This window comes from Psychrobacillus sp. FSL K6-2365, from assembly GCF_038003165.1.
Classification (GTDB): Bacteria; Bacillota; Bacilli; order Bacillales_A; family Planococcaceae; genus Psychrobacillus; species Psychrobacillus psychrodurans.
Window position 1 is genome coordinate 1,225,807 of record NZ_JBBOOO010000001.1, and the last position, 17,035, is coordinate 1,242,841.

Genomic DNA, 17,035 nt, shown 5'->3' on the forward strand with positions numbered 1-17,035 from the left:
TCAAGCTTATGGGGCAGTGGGATCGCTTTTTAGAGCCGTACAAGCAGGCAGTTTCAGAGTTAAAAGTAAAATTAAAAGGAATGCGAGCTCAGTTTGAGAGAGATAATACAAATTCACCGATAGAATTTGTAACAGGTCGTGTCAAACCACTTGCTAGTATTTATGATAAATCATTAGAAAAAGGAATAGTATTTGAGCCTTCCGATACGTTGGCGCAGGAAATTCCAGATATTGCAGGCTTACGAATGATGTGTCAATTTGTAGATGATATAGAAACAGTCGTAAGTTTACTGCGTACTAGAAATGATATAAGAATTATTGAGGAGCGCGATTACATTTCTCACAAAAAGCAAAGTGGGTATAGATCCTACCATGTAATTATTGAATATCCTGTTCAAACAATTCATGGGGAGATAAATATTCTTGCTGAAATTCAAATACGAACATTAGCAATGAATTTTTGGGCATCCATCGAGCATTCCTTGAATTATAAGTATAAAGGAATCTTTCCAGAAGAAATAAAAAAGAGGCTTCAATATGCAGCTGAAGCGGCATTTCGATTAGATGAAGAAATGTCTTTAATTCGAGGAGAAATCCAAGAAGCACAAAAATACTTTAGTGAAAATAAGGAACTTTCTCATCCAAGTCTCCATGAAACCGATACGAAAGAGAGGTCACGTGAATGAAGTTTTTCATATTGTCTCGAAATGATGATTTATCCAATGAATTAATGGAAAGCGCTAAAACGTATCTAGTAGATTTTGGATTGGTAATAGATGAAGAAAATCCAGATATTGTCTTATCAATTGGTGGCGATGGCACATTACTACATGCCTTTCATAAATACAAGCATTTAACCACCTCTGTGGCGTTTGTGGGGCTACACACTGGGCATCTAGGTTTTTATGCGGACTGGAAACCAGAAGAAATTGAAAAGCTAGTTATTAGTATTGCGAAGAAAGAATTTGAAGTAATAGAATACCCATTACTTGAGGTGACGATTAATTATAGACATGGTGAAGATAGTTCAGTCTATTTGGCGTTAAATGAGTCGACTGTAAAATCCCCAGACGTTACTTTGGTAATGGATGTGGAGTTGAACGGTGATCATTTTGAACGTTTTAGAGGAGATGGATTATGTATGTCTACTCCATCGGGAAGTACAGCGTATAACAAAGCACTTGGAGGTGCCATTGTTCATCCTTCCCTAGAGGCAATTCAACTTGCTGAAATCGCATCTATTAATAACAGAGTGTTTCGTACCGTAGGTTCATCGCTTGTCTTGCCAAAACATCACTCATGTTTACTAAAACCTGTAAAAGGACCAGATTTCATGGTAACGGTGGATCATCTTCAGCTATTACATAAAGATGTTCTATCTATTAAGTATCGAGTAGCAGATGAAAAAGTACGCTTCGCTCGGTTTAGAGCATTTCCATTTTGGCACAGAGTACATTCCTCCTTTATTGATAGTGATTTGGAAATATGAAGGAAGAATTAATCCAATTAACATTTCGAATAGATGAACCGCAACAATTACTTCGAGATGCAATTCGCAAATATGGTATTTCAAAAAAAGCATTGACTAGTATTAAATACGAGGGTGGTAAAATTACCGTTAATGGAGTAGAGAAGACGGTAAGGCATAAATTAGATTCAGGTGATATGGTACAGATTACATTTCCACCAGAGAAAAAAAGTGACGGACTAATTCCACAGCAAGTACGGTTTCCTATTTTGATGGAGGATAATCATCTTCTCATTCTCACAAAGGCTGCTGGGATTAGTACAATTCCGTCTAGAGAGCATCCTACTGGTACAATGGCGAATTTTCTAGCTGGATATTTGGAGGAGAGTGGGTTATCCTCTACTGTACATATTGTAACTAGGCTGGATAAGGACACATCCGGTATCATTTGTGTCGCAAAGCATCGACATGCTCATCATTTATTAAGTGAAATGCAAAAGTCTGGACAAATCTCACGAACATATGAGGCAATTGTTCATGGCCATATTCAACAAGATGAATTTCTTATAGATGCTCCCATTGGTAGAAAGAATGGAAGCATTATTGAAAGAGTTATCGATTCTGAAGGTAAACAAGCCAAAACCTCTGTTCAAGTATTGTCCCGATTTGAAAATATTGGAGAAAAGCTTACGCATGTGCGATTACAGTTACATACTGGTCGGACACATCAGATTCGAGTGCATATGATGTCCATAGGTCATCCCTTACTAGGCGATGATTTATATGGTGGCAATCTAAGGTTAATAAATAGACAAGCGCTTCATGCGAGAGAACTGACCTTGGTTCATCCCTTTACAAAAGAGAAAGTTCATTTAATTGCTCCTTTCCCAGAAGACCTGAAAGAGCTTATTCCCACTATTTCTTCCTAATTTATAGGAGGAATGGTGGGAATTCATATTTATAGGGCATTTTGTTGATTATTTCCTAGGGAATATTTTTATTGCTTATTTAATGCTTACTCCATACAATAAGTAAGGACAAAGTGAAACATCAATCCGGGGGGATTGTTCATCCTTCACCGATAGTAAGTCGAACCATTCGGGCTTTTATGGGCAATTATCTTCCACTTATGCTTTTTTACTTGAGCCAATACTTGAAGTGGAAGACATACAAGGTACAAGAACTAGTGCCGATGTTGCCACAGGATGTGGTGACTTTATACTGCGAGACAAATGCTGAGAGGAGGGAGAAAGATGAAAGATGAAATGACTCAACAACCTTTAGAAGAATCCGTTTTAATTGATTTTTTATTAAATGATTCAATGGATAATTTTAGAGAAGAATTTATGCAACTTCATCCATATGATCAATCTATATTTTTTGAAAAGGTGGAGCCTGATTTAAGGAAGAAAATCTATCATTATCTTTCTCCTAAAGAAATAGCTGAGCTATTTGAAGCGACAAAGTTTGATGATGAACAATATGATCTATTTTTGCAGGAAATGGATATTACTTATGCTGCCGATATGCTTTCCTTTATGTATACAGATAATGCGGTAGATGTATTAAATGAATTAGGTAAAGATCAAGTTGCAAGTTATTTAAACATAATGGATAGAGAATCTGCACAAGAAATTAAGGATCTCCTACATTATGAAGAATATACTGCTGGTTCCATTATGACGACTGAATATGTAGCAATTCCTGAGAATTCAACATGTCGTTCTGCAATGACTATTTTACGTAGTGCTGCACCAGAAGCAGAGACAATCTATTATTTATTTGTAGTGGATGATGATCATAAACTATCTGGTGTAATTTCTCTTCGTGACTTAATAATTGCAGATGAGGATACGCTCATAAAAGATGTAATGAATGATCGGGTTGTTAGTGTTTTAGTAAGTGTTGATCAAGAGGAAGTTGCTCGAATGATCAAAGACTATGATTTTCTAGCTGTTCCAGTAGTAGATTTTAAAAATCATTTACTTGGGATTGTAACGGTCGATGATATTTTAGATGTTTTAGAAGAAGAAGCATCAGATGATTATTCTAAACTTGCTGGGGTTTCCAACATGGATACCTTCGATAAGGGACCACTACAAGCTGCTAGAAAAAGATTGCCGTGGTTAATCATTTTATTGTTCCTTGGAATGTTTACTGCTAATTTAATGAGTATTTTTGAGCAAACTCTAGATAAGGTTGCATTACTTGCTGTTTTTATTCCATTAATAGCTGGTATGGCTGGTAATAGTGGTACGCAAGCACTAGCGGTAGCTGTTCGTGGTATCGCAACTGGTGATATTGAAGAACAAAGCAAGACTAAATTACTTTTTAGAGAAGCAGGTACTGGGCTTATTACCGGTCTCATTTGTGGTTTATTAGTAGTCGGTGTAGTATATTTTTGGAAACATGATTTACTAATTGGCATATTGGTAGGTTCATCTATTTTTGGATCTATTTTTATCGCTACATTAGGAGGGTCTTTTATACCTTTATTAATTCATCGTATGAAAATAGATCCAGCAGTTGCATCAGGACCATTTATCACAACGGTCAATGACGTAGTAAGTATCTTAATATACCTTGGACTGGCCACGTTATTTATCTCATCCTTGTAGTTTGTATCATATTTTTTAAAGTTGCATAAAGTAAAGGAAAAAGGATGTGCTAATGAACGCGTTTAATGATCCTTTAATCTTTATAAAAGGTCCTCCTGTCTTTCATCTACCACCAAAAGAACGATTTGAAGCACCATATGAATTGCTAGATGAAAGTACATCGATTTATGAAATACAAAAAAGTTACTCGACAAAGACACTAGCAATTATAGATAAATTGAAGTTTTTAGCAAAACCATTTCAACGAAAAGTTTACCGTCCATTAATATTTCATCTAAAGGATGGAGTATCGGTGCAGGGTGAGGTTGAGAAAGTTGAGGAAGATACAGTTATTTTACTTGTAGGTGCAGAAGAATTATTGACGTATCCTGTAGAGGAAATTGAAAGAATTGTATGGCGAGGAAGTATATTGAATTGAATGTGAGCTATCCTATTATAGGATAGCTTTTTTTGTTGGAATTATGAATTAATTATCTACTAATGGTGCTTAGTGGACTGTTTCTGGTCAATCTGTTATTTCCATAAAAAAAGATAAATTTGTAGGTACTTCAAAAGCAGACATTTTATTGAGTAGATTAAGAATAAATAGTAATATTCTGGCTCAACTCTAGATTTATACCCTCGCTATAAAAAAACCGCTCGGGTTCGGCCCGAACGGAATAGACACTACAATGATGAAACGATCAGTCACATACATCTAAAAATACATCGGCGATACATTCAATTGCACAGAAACAATTCAAGTCAACAGTAATACAGCTACCAGTAAGTCTAAAGTTACGAACTTTACATAGTTTTCTTAAATCGATTTTTGTGCCACAGTCGTTCAATAAATCTACTTCATGACGTTCTCTATCAAGTGGTTCTAATACTCTTAAAGTTGCACAACAACCGTCAAAGATATCTTCAACACGGAAGTAAACGGAAATACAGTCACAATCAAATCTATCATTATCACGGTAGAACGCTTTAAAAGGATCTCCATCCTTTGTTAATAACATAAATACACGTGTGTCAGCTTGATGACGAGTAGGACTTACAAGTCCTCCTAGCGGTTCTAAAAAACAATTTGTCGGACATGGAGGACAATCTGTGTTAGTCGCTTGATCTTGAATATCTTTAATCGCACGGACAACATCACAAACACAATTTCCAGATCGCGTTACGTCAGTTACATCACCTAAATTTCCACAACCCATTAAATTCACCTCCTCTTCATCTCTTACTAACGTATGTAGGAAGTTCATCTTGATAAGGGCAAATATCTCGTAACCCATTTACATATTTCAACAAGCGACGTGCATACTAACACAAAAAAGGAGCAAGTAAATCTTATGAAAAAAAGCGTAATTGTTTTTCTATTGGTTTTCTTATTGTGCGCTTGTTCAGGCGAAAAGGAAAAAGTCTTATTCCCTACAGATAATTCAACTTCACTAAAACCGATCATGCAAAAACAGGATTCGATTCATGGGTATAAAGGTGTGATAAACGAGGAAGATATATTAGTGGCAATTTATATAAACCGTTTTGACCGTTTTAATAAAACGAAAATAGAAGAAAAAATATCAAAACAAATTGAAAAAAAATTCCCAGAAAAAAAAGTACTTGTCACAGGAGATCAAAAAATAATATGGGAAGTTGAATCCATTATTGATAAGAAGTTGAAGGAGGAAGAACTTAGAAAGTCGATTGAAAAAATAAAATCATTATCAAAGGAAGAGACATAATGGACCAAAAACAATTTCAAAAAATAATTGATGAAAAAAACCCTAAAGTGCCATATTTTATGAATATTCTTAAAGCATTCATAGTAGGGGGAATAATTTGTACAATTGGACAACTAATCACTTTTTTTTATATGCGATTCTTTCCTTTTACAGAAGGAACTGCTGCTAATCCAACGGTTGCTACTTTAGTATTTATCGCGATGGTTTTAACTGGAACGGGATTGTATAAAAAGATTGCTCAAATTGGTGGGGCTGGATCAGCAGTGCCAGTTACAGGATTTGGAAATGCAGTTATCTCAGCCGCTATAGAACATAAATCGGAAGGTTATGTATTAGGGGTTGGAGGCAATATGTTCAAGCTTGCAGGCTCTGTTATATTATTCGGTGTGCTCTCTGCCTTTGTTGTCGCACTTATTAAAACCATATTAGTGAATATAGGTGTAGTCTCATGGTAAATACGTTTGGTACTCTCCAGTTTACAGCTAAAGTTTGCATAGCCAATACGGGAATAGTTGTGGGACCAGTAGAAAAGGATAGTACTTATGCCGACTCCTTTGATGAGGTTCTTTCATTAGAGACGGAAAAAGATGAAACGAATGAGCAGGCACATTCTAGAATGATTGAAAAAGCATGTCAGTGGGCAGCTAAAAAGAGTCATACCCAGGTAGATAAGGTAGATGTTTTGATAGGAGGAGATCTTATCAATCAACTATCACCGACAAATTTTGCGGCACGAAATTTGGCCATACCATTCCTTGGTGTTTTTTCTGCATGTGCCAGTTCGATGGAATCGGTTATTCTCGGCTGTCTTTTGTTGGAGTCAGGAAATGCGCGGACAGTACTTGCTGGAGCTTCTAGTCATCATCAAGCAGTGGAGCGACAGTTTAGATATCCACTTGAATATGGCACTCAAAAACCTAAAACATCCCAATGGACGGTAACAGGAGCAGGTTTTTCGCTATTAGAAAAAGATATAAAAAATGCTCCAGTTGTGACTCATGCAACAATTGGCAAAGTAGTTGACAGTTATCAGACTAACCCATTACATATGGGAGCTGCAATGGCATCTGCTGCTAGAGATACAATTGAGCGGCATTTAACTAATACGAACAGTAAGATAGCAGACTTCGATGTTATTATGACAGGTGATTTAGGGAATATAGGAATTTCGATATTGAAAGAAATGTTTCAGGATGAGAATACTGGGGTCGTACTTCAAGACGCGGGAGCTCAGTTCTATGGAAAGGATAAGTTTTTCAATGCAGGTGGCAGTGGAGCAGGATGCTCGGCAACAGTGTTCTTTGGTCAAGTATACGAACAGTTAAAAAAAGGTTTTTATAAAAGAGTTTTACTAGTAGCAACGGGGGCGCTATTGTCTCCATTAACATTTCAGCAAGGGGAAACAATCCCTTGTATTGCACATGCCATTGAATGCCGTATGGAAAAGAGGGGTTAGGATGATTTCTTCATTAGTAACCGCATTTGTAGTTGGCGGATTAATATGTGTCATTGGACAAATTTTCATGGATGTATTTAAACTAACACCTGCACATACATTAAGTACATTAGTTGTGCTAGGTTCGATTTTAGATGGTTTTGGTCTATATGAGCCGTTGATTGACTTTGCTGGAGCGGGAGCTACGGTTCCAATAACTTCCTTTGGTAACTCATTAACACATGGTGCATTAGCAGAAGCAGAGAAGCACGGTTTGATAGGTGTTTTAACCGGAATGTTTGAAGTCACAAGCTCGGGTATTAGTGCTGCAATTTTGTTTGGCGTAATTGGTGCATTCATTTTTCAAAAACGGAAAACAACATACTAGTTGAATCGCCCTTTTTTCCAATCTCCTCTTGCATACAATAAGTTGAAGAGGAGAGGAGGGAAAGAGTATGTATGGTTACTGTGGCGGAGGTTATCCAGGGTATCAAGGAGGATATGAGAACGGAGGTAACAAGAGTTCTACATTTGTACTAATCGTAGTATTATTTATATTATTAATCATTGTTGGTAGAAGCTTTCTCCCTTATTAATAAAAAATAAAGATGTGAGGGGGAAAAACTATGCAAAATTCATTTTTTAAATCAATTGAAAATAAAACTGGTGTATCAATGGATGAACTATTTACGCTTGCCAATGCCATCTCATATGCTGATTTTACAGATGAAAAACAGGTCCGTAAAATTGTACGTAAAGTTGGCAAGCTAGCAAATAAACCTGTTTCTCAACAATTAGAAGATGAGCTAACTCGTTCTATTATACAAAGTGGAAGTTCTTTAAGTTTAAAAGATATTGAAAAATTATTATAAAATATTTAGATTACTAGGTTTATACAAGAAGAGGATGGGGTAATAGAAAGTAAAGACAATAAAGTGGAGGTGGAGTTAATGGGATACATTCTTCCAATGCAACCGATTCAATCACAGGTTTATGCAAATCGTATGATATCAAATGATTATAATTTTGCTTATATAGATGATGTACAAAACGTAAAATTTAAATCAGATTTTGAGGATCATTTAGAAAAGCAGGAGCAACTTCTTGAAGAAGAGGAACAGCAGTTATCGGAACTAGAAAGACCATCAATCCAACCTTTATTTAAAGGCTTTATTCATCCGAATCCAGTAAACCTATCTCCGATAATTGCTGAAATAAGTGGCAAAGGAAACAGTGTTAACTTGTATGTGTAATTCTAAAATCGCCTATCGGTTTCAAACTGATAGGCGATTTTTTGTATTTATCAAATATTAACAAAAGCTCAAATATGTCTTTTACCCGGTTTTTCTTAAAAAAGTGGTATGATTTCCAATGAAATCATACCACTTAATAGAATTAATTTAAATTTGTTTCTCCATTGCTCTGTGAGGAATGCCAGCCTCTAAAAATTCAGGTGAAGTAATTGTATAATTTCTTTTTTCATAAAAAAGAATAGCCTGACTTTGCGCATTTAGTTTTAACTTGGTAATTTCGGCGGAAATAGAGTAGTCCTCCATGCATTGCATCATTAGATTTCCTAACTTTCTACCACGATAATCAGGAAGAATACAGACGCGTTCGACTTTTCCAATGCCTGGCTCAATTTCTCTTATTCGACCTGCACCAAAAGGGATGTCACCATCGTATGCTACAAAATGCACAGCATTCGCATCATATTCATCGAGTTCAAGGTGAAGTGGGACATCCTGTTCCTCTACGAAAACTTTTCTTCTAATTCTAACTGCATCTTCATATTCTTTTTCAGTTTCAACTTTCTTTGCGTACACCAATACCTACTCAGCTCCAGATAATCTAAATGTTTCGTAAACTGTCCATGATCCATCTTCTAGTTGGTATAAAAGATGAAGACGGTCAATTTCCTCTTCAAATTCTGCCCCAATCATTTTTAACTGAGGAAGAATATCATCATGTTCACTTGCACTCAATTTTTGAGCAATTGTAATATGAGGAACAAACGAATAACTTTCCTCATCATTATATTGAATTGCATTTAGGTCATTATGAAGTTTAACTAGTTCAGCTGTTGGCTGCACATTAAAGTATATTGCATTGGTAACAGGGGCAAATGAACTAACCTTCTCTGTTTTTAATGTAAATGGTTTATGATTTTTTACCACTTCTGAAACCTTTTCAGCAATTGACTTTATCTCATTTTCGTCTGCTTCAAATACTCCTTTAACTGTCATATGTGGAGTGATTAGAGCATAGTGAGGGTCATAACGCTTTCTATAGGAGTTGGCGAAGTCCTGTACCTTTTTAGATGGAAAAGCAACAATTCCGTATTTCATTTTCATTACCTCCTCGAATTTTTACATAAATCACATTACTATTATAACAAATATTTTTCTATAGGCTAAAATTTTGCAACAGTGATCTTTTAATATCTGGTTGCCATAGCTTCCAAGTATGGTCTCCTCTTAATTCGTCATAAAAGGTCAAAAACCCTTTATTTTTTATTAAATTGTTTAACTCTCTATTTGGAGTGATGAAATCGGTTAATAAACCATCACCTGTTTTCACCGCTTTTTCTTCGGTTCCAATCACATGGTAAAGAGAAAATGCATGAACGTCCTCGTGTTTTTTCACTTTTTCTAGAACTTCTTCATTTACTAATGGGGAGTGCATTATTACTCTTCCAAACGTATTTGGATAGGCTAAAGCTGTCATAAGTGAAACAGTCGCAGCTAAGGAGTCTCCTATAAGTGATCTTCCCATACCAACCTGATATGTAGGATATTTTTCATCTATATATGGGACTAATTCTTGTGCTAAAAATCGTTTATATGCGGCATGCTGAGAACCGTCTGGATGATATTTGTCTCTACGATCTTTTACGTTTTTATAAGGCACTCCAACAATGATTAAGTTCTCAATTGCCTCTTCTTCATATAATTCATCTGCAATTCGAGAAATCCTACCTAACTGAAAATAGTCTTTTCCATCGGACGCGATGAGAACAGAATATTTATATAGGGGTGAAAAGTTTGCTGGCAAATAAATAAGTAGTTGCATTTCTTCCTGTAAAGACTCGCTAAAAAGTGTAATATCTTGTATCGTACCTTTATTCATAAGTTCCTCCTAAGTCATTCATGTTGTAGTACAGAAATTGTATCATATACTAGCAAAGAGGTATAATAAACGAAATGATGAAACAACAAAGGGGATAATAAAATGGATAGACAGACATCTAGAGTTCATTCACGTGAAGTGGAGCAGGCTACAAAAGATGCGTTAAAAAGACGTGGAGTTACAATTGAAGAAATTGCAAAAATTGTATACGAAATGCAGTTTCCATACAACAAAGGGCTTACTATGGAGCATTGTGTAGAATCCGTAAAAAGCGTGCTAAAAAAAAGAGAAATGCAACATGCTATATTAGTTGGTATTGAACTTGACGAGTTAGCTGAGAAAAAGATGTTATCTGCACCATTGCAACAAATAGTTGAAGCGGATGAAGGTTTGTTTGGGGTAGACGAAACAATCGCGCTCGGAGCAGTATTTACTTATGGAAGTATTGCAGTAACTACGTTTGGTCATTTAGATAAAAATAAAATTGGACTTATTTCGAAATTAGACACAAAAGTCGGCGGAGCTGTTCACACATTTCTAGATGACTTAGTAGCAAGCATCGCTTCAAGTGCAGCTTCACGATTAGCACATCGTACAAGAGATTTAGAAGAGGAAAATGAAACTTTTGCAGATATTCCACCAGAAGAAACAGTACCAGAAGCTAAAGTAAAAGGTGCTAGAACCTAAAACTGTGCAGCCTCTTAAGAGGCTACACAGTTTGTTTTTTACTCCCCAGACTTTTTAAACCCGGCTTTTATAGCTTCCTGCTCGGTACAGAACCATTCTTCAGGATTTGTTTCTACATAATATTTACCGCTAGGTATATGATAAATTTTTTTGCCTTGTCGATTAATATTACCCTTGATGTTACATTTTCTAAATGTTTCAATTTCTTGCTCAGTGGTGTTACTAGTGATTACAGAAGCATCGAAACCTCGATCAGTCACGTAATTTTTTCTCTCCCATATACCAGTAGTTTTCTCTTTAGCTATTTCGGAAGCTTCCTCGAAATTATTTAAGTACTTAGTGTTCGGCGGGAAAATATAAGCCACACGTGCTAGCCCCTCTTCCAGTAACTTTTCTTGAATGCTTTCACCATCAACATAAATATACGCAAGCAATCTGCCGTAGTCGTCTATTCGATTTCCTACATCAAACTCAATTGTCACATCTCCACTACTTAATAATTCCTTGTTCCGTTGTGTTGCTTCTTCACCAAATGGTTGTTTTTTTAATGGGTCATAGTTTGTTTCTGGAGTGTCTATTAACAAGTATCGTACTTTTTCTGTGTTTCCATTATACTTAACTTTAATAGTATCACCGTCAATAACCTCAACAACTTCTACTGGAATTTGTTCTGTATTCCCTATATTTTGGTTGACTCCATTTTCATCACAGCCATACAGGGAGCAAAAAAGTAGTCCTAAACATAAAATAGACTTTTTCATTTATATCACCCATAGCAGTTTAACATATAATCGGAAAGGGGATAAAATTATGGCACAAGCCTTGGAATTAGCATTCAAATATAGTATGGAGGATGTATTAAGTAGACTAGCTTTAGATCCATTAAACTGCGTTGATCTCTCCAATCAAACAGTCAAAATCCCGATAGATGAAACAATTATAACAATTCAAAGTATCGGAACATTGCATGAACCAAAATTTATGATAAACGGATTAGAGACAGATCAACAATATGAACGGGTCCTGTCCATATTTCATTTCAATAGAAGTTTAGAGCCTATTCACCAACACTTTTTAGGAACGAATTTACATTCGTTATTTTTAAAATTTGAGGGCACTCCAATTATTACTGACTTTTCGTTGTATGGGAATATTATTAAAAGTATAATTCATCAACAACTAAATCTTTCTTTTGCAAAAACATTAACAGAGCGATTTGTACATACATTTGGTAGTAGTAAAGAGGGTATCTGGTTGTATCCAGCTCCTGAGATTATTGCCAATCTTGAGGTTTCGACGTTACGCGAAATGCAATTTAGTACAAGAAAGGCTGAGTATGTGATTGGGATATCTAAAGCCATTGCTGAGGGTAATTTGAACCTAGAAGCACTTGTATCTCAATCAGACGATTTCATCCTCTCAGAACTGATAAAATACAGAGGAATTGGTCCTTGGACTGCGGAAAGTTTTTTGTTATTTGGTCTAGGAAGAGAGAATTTATTTCCTTTAGCAGATGTAGGGCTCCAAAATTCACTTAAGCAACTATGGAATTTAGACAGAAAGCCTATGAAAAGTGAAATAGCACCTCACTTAGATTCTTGGTCACCTTATAATAGCTATGCTGCCTTATATCTTTGGAGAAATATAGAATGAAAAATCAGCTTTTCCTTTTATCATATGCAGGGAAAAGCTGAAATCCTATAGAATTTATTCAATTAGTTGTCTCCATTTCATCCAGTTCTTCTTTAAAATATAAAAATGATTCTTCTTCAATTTCATTCATACGTTCTTTATTGAGTCCTAATGCAAAAGCTCCGGTGAAAATGGGCTCCCACCAAGTTTCTGTTTCTGTCATTGTTATTTCCTCCCTTTAAACTGTTTGTTTTTATATATCAATTCTATACCCTGCTAAGTTTCATTCATAAACCGATTAATTAAATAATGAATCATTTAGCATAGGCATTCTGAAATCTTATAGACTTATAGTTGCAGTCGAATAAGTTATAAAAGACTTCATGAAAATAGTATTCCACGAAAGACACTCTTCATGTATTTCAAAATAAATGTTTGTTCTTTCTTCTATTAGAAATAAATAGTATGATTCCCATAAGAAAAAGATTAAAAGGAGTGAATATTAATGAAATTCACAGAACAACAACTAAATCATATGTTATGTGAGCATCAATCATATTTTTATACTGGAATAACTAGACCAGTTGCATTTCGAATAGAACAGTTGGAAATACTCAAGAATACGATTAAAAAGTATGAAGAAGAAGTTATAGATGCATTATACAAAGACTTAAGAAAAAGTGAATTTGAATCATATGTAACAGAAATCGGATTAGTTTATGACAATATTTCTTATATGGTTAAAAATATTGAGCGGTGGATGGAACCAAAGTATGTAAAAACTCCAGTTGCTTTAATGCCTTCTAAAAGTTTTATCGTAAATGATCCTTATGGTACTGTTTTGATCATTGCACCATTCAATTATCCATTCCAACTTATTATGGAACCGCTAATAGGAGCTATTGTTGGAGGTAATTGCGCTATTATTAAACCATCTGAAGCTACACCACATACATCTAAAATAGTGAAAAAAATTATTTCGGAAGCATTCGATCCTAGATACATTCGTGTTGTAGAGGGTGAAAAGGAAGAAACTTCTTTGTTAATTCATGCTCCTTTTGATTTTATTTTCTTTACGGGAAGCGTCCAGGTAGGAAAGATAGTGATGAAAGCAGCTGCTGAAAGATTGACTCCAATTGCTTTAGAACTAGGTGGAAAAAGTCCAGCAATTGTTGATCATACAGCAAACTTAGCTATTGCAGCTAAACGTATTGTCTGGGGAAAATTCGTTAATGCGGGCCAAACATGCATAGCACCCGATTATGTATTAGTCGAAGAAGATGTAAAAGATAAGTTTATCGAACAAATGAAGAAAGCTATAACTCAGTTTTATGGAAAAGATTTGCAACAAAGTCCTGACCTCGGAAGAATAGTGAATGGTAATCATTTTGATCGACTTATGCAGATTTTAGAAGCGGAAAGTGATCATATTATTTTTGGAGGTAAAACGGATCGAGATGATTTATTTATCGAACCCACGTTGTTAAATGGGGTTGATTTTAATAGTCCCTCTATGGCTGATGAATTATTTGGACCATTGTTACCGATAATTGGTTACAAAGATTTGCGGAGCGTAATTCATCGAATACGTCAATTACCTAAACCTTTGGCGGCTTACATGTTTAGCGAAAACGAAAGAGCACAGGCATTCTTTCTTCAAGAGCTTCCATTTGGTGGAGGGTGTATAAATGATACAATCACACATGCTGGTAGTGCCCATCTTCCATTTGGTGGAGTAGGAAACTCAGGCGTTCAATCTTATCATGGAGAAGCAAGTTTTACTCTATTTACCCATCAAAAATCCATAGTGAAGAAAAACACTAATTTACCAATCAATATTGTTTTCCCACCTTACAAAAATAAAGTAAAGCTAGTTAGAGGGTTACTAAAGTAATATAAATGCAGACTTAGCCATCATAATTCTATGAATTATGATGGTTTTTGTATAAAACTAACAAAGTATGAATCTAAAAGTTCAAAAGCTTTAGGAATGCCTTAAAAACTGATTAACTCTTAATAAAAGGACTTAAATTATACATATTTAAATATTATAACTACATTGACAAATAGAGACTATTTTACTAATATTGTAGGTAATATTGATACTAATTAATCATATTTAGGCGGGGGAAGCAAGATGAAGTCTGTATTTAATACGAATACCGATGAACTATTATATAGAGTTAAAAATGCAATTTTCAATGAGTCATTGGCGAGCGATATAGCACTTCAAGAAAAGCTAGAAGATGCCTTTTTTAAGATGGAACTTATGGATTATGCAGTAAATGAAACAATGATTATTGCTGTAACAAATAAGTCAGGACAAATATTATTCGTGAATGATCGCTTTAGCGATATTACGGGGTATTCAAAAGAAGAATTAATAGGAAACACACATAGAATAATAAATTCGAAAACTCATCCTGAACCTTTCTTTAAAGAAATGTGGTCTACTATTCTAAAAGGGAACACTTGGACGGGGGAAATATGCAATAGACGCAAGAACGGTGAATTATATTGGGTAAAAACTTATATTATACCTGTTGAAACATACGGTAATGAAACTTATTTTCTAAGTATCCGTACTGATATTACACTCGAAAAAGAGAAGGAAATGTTATTACAGTCAAGACTTTTATCATCTTTTGAAACAGTAGTGCACCACATTAACAATTTAGTGTTCAAAGTGGAAAAAGATAGTGATAATAACTATGGTTTTTCATTATTAACTGGGAAAGTGGCTTCAGACTATCTAGTAAATAAAGGACTTCAAACTATTCAACCTAACAGTGATTCTATTAAGAAAAAAATAATAACTCCAATCCATCGTTTAAATACATATTTTTCAGAAGAGATGACAGACCGATTATTATTTTATCTTGAAAAAGTAAATAATGGTGAGGAAGTCTCCTATAAGGAATGGTTAGGTAATAGATGTGTACATATTACAATCTCCCCTATTGAACAAAATGGAATAATAAGTGGCGGGATTGGAATTGGCAATGATATAACAGAACTCGAATCCGCAAGAACCAAACTCTCTGAGCTTGCTTACCGAGACCATTTGACAAATACTTATAATACAGCTGCCTTAGAAAGAGATATTATACAAAAGATTAACAATCACTTGCCATTTAGTTTTGTGTATATTGACTTGGACCGATTTAAGAACATTAATGATTCCTTAGGTCATGTTACCGGTGACTCGTTATTAAAGTTAGTTGCTGAAAGATTAATGAAATTCTACAGAAATGTAGGAGAAATATATCGTATTGGTGGCGATGAATTTGTCGTGCTGATAGGGAAAAAGCAACAAGATATTAAAACGCTAGAAAATGCAAAAGAAGTAATCCAAAAGATTGAAGAACCATTTTGTATAGAAGGTATGGAAATACATATATCGTGTTCTATTGGTATCGCTTGTTTTCCACTACACGGTTCCAATTATAAGGAAATACATCGAGCAGCCGACTTAGCATTAAATATTTCCAAGGAGTATGGTAAACGTAATGCGGTGCTATTCGATCTAAAACATATGGAAGGCTATGTTAACAAGGTAGGTTTAGAAAGTGACATCAGATCAGGGATAGATAATAATGAGTTTTACCTTGTCTATCAGCCTAAAGTCAATTTGAAAAGGGAAACTGTTGATGGCTATGAAGCCTTGATCCGTTGGAATAAAAAAGGTAAAGAAATTATACCTCCAAATGATTTTATACCTTTCGCAGAAGAAACAGGTCTAATTATTTCAATTGGAAAATACGTTTTAGAAGAAGCATGTAAACAAGGTGTTTTGTGGATTAAACAAGGGGTTCCCTTTCAAACTATTTCCGTTAATATAAGTCCTGTAGAGCTAGAGCAATATGATTTTCTATCAAACCTGCATGCAATTTTAGAGAAAACAGGATTACCTCCGAAGTATTTGGAAATAGAAATGACAGAAAACATTTTGATGAAAAATATGGATAGACTCGTGAAGCTACTGAACGAACTAGAGATACTTGGAATTAAGCTAGCAATGGATGATTTTGGTTCAGGTTTCTCTAATTTCCGATACTTAAGTGAGCTGCCGATTCATACTTTAAAAATTGACCGTAGTCTCATGGATAGAGTATTCCTAGGCAGAGATGAAGTAATTGTATCCTCCATAATTAGAATAGGTCATAGTTTGGGAATTGAGGTAGTTGCAGAGGGAGTAGAAACCATAGAAGTCGTGGAGTTTTTAAAGGATCATGACTGTCATACTATACAAGGATATTATTATTCAAGACCAATAGAAGCACATGAAGTACCAAGTTTTGTATTAAAAAGTATATAATTTTTGGTAAGATAATAGTAA

22 protein-coding genes are annotated in these 17,035 nt (G+C 35.1%); 16 read left to right on the forward strand and 6 right to left on the reverse strand.

Annotated elements, in window-relative coordinates:
- Positions 1-8: 8 nt before the first annotated feature.
- The 5 genes from MKY29_RS05805 (at position 9) to MKY29_RS05825 (ending at position 4,504) form a co-directional block, all read left to right on the forward strand.
- Positions 9-686 carry a GTP pyrophosphokinase gene (locus tag MKY29_RS05805; protein ID WP_093494299.1) on the forward strand — a complete coding sequence of 226 codons (678 nt, stop codon included), beginning with the start codon at positions 9-11 and terminating at the stop codon, positions 684-686.
- Positions 683-1,489 carry an NAD kinase gene (locus MKY29_RS05810; RefSeq protein WP_090563176.1) on the forward strand — a complete coding sequence of 269 codons (807 nt, stop codon included), beginning with the start codon at positions 683-685 and terminating at the stop codon, positions 1,487-1,489. Before MKY29_RS05805 ends, MKY29_RS05810 begins: the two co-directional genes overlap by 4 nt.
- Positions 1,486-2,397: an RluA family pseudouridine synthase gene (locus MKY29_RS05815; RefSeq protein ID WP_093494300.1), complete on the forward strand. Its 912-nt coding sequence runs from the start codon at positions 1,486-1,488 to the stop codon at positions 2,395-2,397. Before MKY29_RS05810 ends, MKY29_RS05815 begins: the two co-directional genes overlap by 4 nt.
- 336 nt (positions 2,398-2,733) lie before the next feature.
- The gene (gene mgtE, locus MKY29_RS05820; protein WP_418939771.1) at positions 2,734-4,086 is read left to right on the forward strand and encodes a magnesium transporter; all 1,353 of its coding nucleotides are present in this window, start codon (positions 2,734-2,736) and stop codon (positions 4,084-4,086) included.
- A 52-nt stretch (positions 4,087-4,138) separates the two neighbouring features.
- Positions 4,139-4,504, forward strand: a complete 366-nt coding sequence (locus MKY29_RS05825; protein ID WP_093494302.1) for a hypothetical protein — start codon at positions 4,139-4,141, stop codon at positions 4,502-4,504.
- Between the two features lie 265 nt (positions 4,505-4,769).
- Here MKY29_RS05825 and MKY29_RS05830 read toward each other — a convergent pair whose 3' ends face one another.
- On the reverse strand, positions 4,770-5,285 hold the full coding sequence (locus MKY29_RS05830) for a CotY/CotZ family spore coat protein (RefSeq protein ID WP_093494303.1): 516 nt from the start codon (positions 5,283-5,285) through the stop codon (positions 4,770-4,772).
- Between the two features lie 135 nt (positions 5,286-5,420).
- Here MKY29_RS05830 and MKY29_RS05835 point away from each other — a divergent pair, with 135 nt between their 5' ends.
- The 7 genes from MKY29_RS05835 to MKY29_RS05865 all read left to right on the forward strand — a co-directional run bounded on the left by MKY29_RS05835 (position 5,421) and on the right by MKY29_RS05865 (position 8,501).
- The gene (locus tag MKY29_RS05835) at positions 5,421-5,813 is read left to right on the forward strand and encodes a hypothetical protein (RefSeq protein ID WP_241596213.1); all 393 of its coding nucleotides are present in this window, start codon (positions 5,421-5,423) and stop codon (positions 5,811-5,813) included.
- Positions 5,813-6,268, forward strand: coding sequence for a stage V sporulation protein AC (gene spoVAC / locus MKY29_RS05840; RefSeq protein WP_241596210.1), 456 nt, complete (start codon positions 5,813-5,815; stop codon positions 6,266-6,268). Before MKY29_RS05835 ends, spoVAC begins: the two co-directional genes overlap by 1 nt.
- Positions 6,262-7,269, forward strand: coding sequence for a stage V sporulation protein AD (locus MKY29_RS05845; RefSeq protein WP_093494306.1), 1,008 nt, complete (start codon positions 6,262-6,264; stop codon positions 7,267-7,269). The genes spoVAC and MKY29_RS05845 overlap by 7 nt, the downstream gene beginning before the upstream one ends.
- Position 7,270: 1 nt before the next feature.
- Positions 7,271-7,636, forward strand: coding sequence for a stage V sporulation protein AE (gene spoVAE / locus MKY29_RS05850; RefSeq protein ID WP_093494307.1), 366 nt, complete (start codon positions 7,271-7,273; stop codon positions 7,634-7,636).
- Positions 7,637-7,703: 67 nt separating this feature from the next.
- Positions 7,704-7,844, forward strand: coding sequence for a YjcZ family sporulation protein (locus tag MKY29_RS05855; protein WP_090563154.1), 141 nt, complete (start codon positions 7,704-7,706; stop codon positions 7,842-7,844).
- Positions 7,845-7,874: 30 nt separating this feature from the next.
- Positions 7,875-8,120, forward strand: coding sequence for a stage VI sporulation protein F (locus MKY29_RS05860; RefSeq protein WP_090563152.1), 246 nt, complete (start codon positions 7,875-7,877; stop codon positions 8,118-8,120).
- Positions 8,121-8,198: 78 nt separating this feature from the next.
- The gene (locus tag MKY29_RS05865) at positions 8,199-8,501 is read left to right on the forward strand and encodes a hypothetical protein (RefSeq protein WP_093494308.1); all 303 of its coding nucleotides are present in this window, start codon (positions 8,199-8,201) and stop codon (positions 8,499-8,501) included.
- Positions 8,502-8,648: 147 nt separating this feature from the next.
- Here MKY29_RS05865 and MKY29_RS05870 read toward each other — a convergent pair whose 3' ends face one another.
- From MKY29_RS05870 to MKY29_RS05880, 3 genes are read right to left on the reverse strand one after another with little or no spacing between them, the layout of a single operon-like run.
- The gene (locus MKY29_RS05870) at positions 8,649-9,077 is read right to left on the reverse strand and encodes a GNAT family N-acetyltransferase (protein ID WP_093494309.1); all 429 of its coding nucleotides are present in this window, start codon (positions 9,075-9,077) and stop codon (positions 8,649-8,651) included.
- A gap of 3 nt (positions 9,078-9,080) precedes the next feature.
- Positions 9,081-9,596, reverse strand: a complete 516-nt coding sequence (locus MKY29_RS05875) for a YjcG family protein (protein WP_093494310.1) — start codon at positions 9,594-9,596, stop codon at positions 9,081-9,083.
- Between the two features lie 58 nt (positions 9,597-9,654).
- Entirely contained in the window at positions 9,655-10,377 is a 723-nt protein-coding gene (locus MKY29_RS05880) for an alpha/beta hydrolase (RefSeq protein ID WP_093494311.1), read from the reverse strand.
- Positions 10,378-10,479: 102 nt separating this feature from the next.
- On the opposite strand from MKY29_RS05880, the gene MKY29_RS05885 reads away from it, so the two are divergent.
- A complete protein-coding gene (locus MKY29_RS05885) occupies positions 10,480-11,064 on the forward strand; it encodes a phosphatidylglycerophosphatase A family protein (protein ID WP_093494312.1) in 585 nt (194 codons plus the stop codon).
- 38 nt (positions 11,065-11,102) lie between these two features.
- On the opposite strand, the gene MKY29_RS05890 is transcribed toward MKY29_RS05885, so the two are convergent.
- Positions 11,103-11,825: a thermonuclease family protein gene (locus MKY29_RS05890; protein WP_093494313.1), complete on the reverse strand. Its 723-nt coding sequence runs from the start codon at positions 11,823-11,825 to the stop codon at positions 11,103-11,105.
- Between the two features lie 49 nt (positions 11,826-11,874).
- Here MKY29_RS05890 and MKY29_RS05895 point away from each other — a divergent pair, with 49 nt between their 5' ends.
- A complete protein-coding gene (locus MKY29_RS05895) occupies positions 11,875-12,717 on the forward strand; it encodes a DNA-3-methyladenine glycosylase family protein (protein ID WP_340879297.1) in 843 nt (280 codons plus the stop codon).
- Positions 12,718-12,775: 58 nt separating this feature from the next.
- Here the strand turns inward: MKY29_RS05895 and MKY29_RS05900 are convergent, their stop codons facing one another.
- The gene (locus MKY29_RS05900) at positions 12,776-12,919 is read right to left on the reverse strand and encodes a hypothetical protein (RefSeq protein WP_340879298.1); all 144 of its coding nucleotides are present in this window, start codon (positions 12,917-12,919) and stop codon (positions 12,776-12,778) included.
- Between the two features lie 282 nt (positions 12,920-13,201).
- On the opposite strand from MKY29_RS05900, the gene MKY29_RS05905 reads away from it, so the two are divergent.
- Both MKY29_RS05905 and MKY29_RS05910 read left to right on the forward strand, forming a co-directional pair.
- Complete coding sequence (locus MKY29_RS05905; RefSeq protein WP_340879299.1) at positions 13,202-14,590, forward strand: aldehyde dehydrogenase; 1,389 nt, start codon at positions 13,202-13,204, stop codon at positions 14,588-14,590.
- Positions 14,591-14,833: 243 nt separating this feature from the next.
- Positions 14,834-17,014, forward strand: a complete 2,181-nt coding sequence (locus MKY29_RS05910) for a sensor domain-containing protein (RefSeq protein ID WP_340879300.1) — start codon at positions 14,834-14,836, stop codon at positions 17,012-17,014.
- Positions 17,015-17,035 lie beyond the last annotated feature (21 nt).

Excerpts from the sequence above, each read along its gene's own strand:
- MKY29_RS05805 (WP_093494299.1), top strand. The coding sequence starts at position 9 with ATGGGGCAGTGGGATCGCTTTTTAGAGCCGTACAAGCAGGCAGTTTCA.
- MKY29_RS05810 (WP_090563176.1), top strand. The coding sequence starts at position 683 with ATGAAGTTTTTCATATTGTCTCGAAATGATGATTTATCCAATGAATTA.
- MKY29_RS05815 (WP_093494300.1), top strand. The coding sequence starts at position 1,486 with ATGAAGGAAGAATTAATCCAATTAACATTTCGAATAGATGAACCGCAA.
- mgtE (WP_418939771.1), top strand. The coding sequence starts at position 2,734 with ATGACTCAACAACCTTTAGAAGAATCCGTTTTAATTGATTTTTTATTA.
- MKY29_RS05825 (WP_093494302.1), top strand. The coding sequence starts at position 4,139 with ATGAACGCGTTTAATGATCCTTTAATCTTTATAAAAGGTCCTCCTGTC.
- MKY29_RS05830 (WP_093494303.1), bottom strand. The coding sequence starts at position 5,285 with ATGGGTTGTGGAAATTTAGGTGATGTAACTGACGTAACGCGATCTGGA.
- MKY29_RS05835 (WP_241596213.1), top strand. The coding sequence starts at position 5,421 with ATGAAAAAAAGCGTAATTGTTTTTCTATTGGTTTTCTTATTGTGCGCT.
- spoVAC (WP_241596210.1), top strand. The coding sequence starts at position 5,813 with ATGGACCAAAAACAATTTCAAAAAATAATTGATGAAAAAAACCCTAAA.
- MKY29_RS05845 (WP_093494306.1), top strand. The coding sequence starts at position 6,262 with ATGGTAAATACGTTTGGTACTCTCCAGTTTACAGCTAAAGTTTGCATA.
- spoVAE (WP_093494307.1), top strand. The coding sequence starts at position 7,271 with ATGATTTCTTCATTAGTAACCGCATTTGTAGTTGGCGGATTAATATGT.
- MKY29_RS05855 (WP_090563154.1), top strand. The coding sequence starts at position 7,704 with ATGTATGGTTACTGTGGCGGAGGTTATCCAGGGTATCAAGGAGGATAT.
- MKY29_RS05860 (WP_090563152.1), top strand. The coding sequence starts at position 7,875 with ATGCAAAATTCATTTTTTAAATCAATTGAAAATAAAACTGGTGTATCA.
- MKY29_RS05865 (WP_093494308.1), top strand. The coding sequence starts at position 8,199 with ATGGGATACATTCTTCCAATGCAACCGATTCAATCACAGGTTTATGCA.
- MKY29_RS05875 (WP_093494310.1), bottom strand. The coding sequence starts at position 9,596 with ATGAAATACGGAATTGTTGCTTTTCCATCTAAAAAGGTACAGGACTTC.
- MKY29_RS05880 (WP_093494311.1), bottom strand. The coding sequence starts at position 10,377 with ATGAATAAAGGTACGATACAAGATATTACACTTTTTAGCGAGTCTTTA.
- MKY29_RS05885 (WP_093494312.1), top strand. The coding sequence starts at position 10,480 with ATGGATAGACAGACATCTAGAGTTCATTCACGTGAAGTGGAGCAGGCT.
- MKY29_RS05890 (WP_093494313.1), bottom strand. The coding sequence starts at position 11,825 with ATGAAAAAGTCTATTTTATGTTTAGGACTACTTTTTTGCTCCCTGTAT.
- MKY29_RS05895 (WP_340879297.1), top strand. The coding sequence starts at position 11,875 with ATGGCACAAGCCTTGGAATTAGCATTCAAATATAGTATGGAGGATGTA.
- MKY29_RS05900 (WP_340879298.1), bottom strand. The coding sequence starts at position 12,919 with ATGACAGAAACAGAAACTTGGTGGGAGCCCATTTTCACCGGAGCTTTT.
- MKY29_RS05905 (WP_340879299.1), top strand. The coding sequence starts at position 13,202 with ATGAAATTCACAGAACAACAACTAAATCATATGTTATGTGAGCATCAA.
- MKY29_RS05910 (WP_340879300.1), top strand. The coding sequence starts at position 14,834 with ATGAAGTCTGTATTTAATACGAATACCGATGAACTATTATATAGAGTT.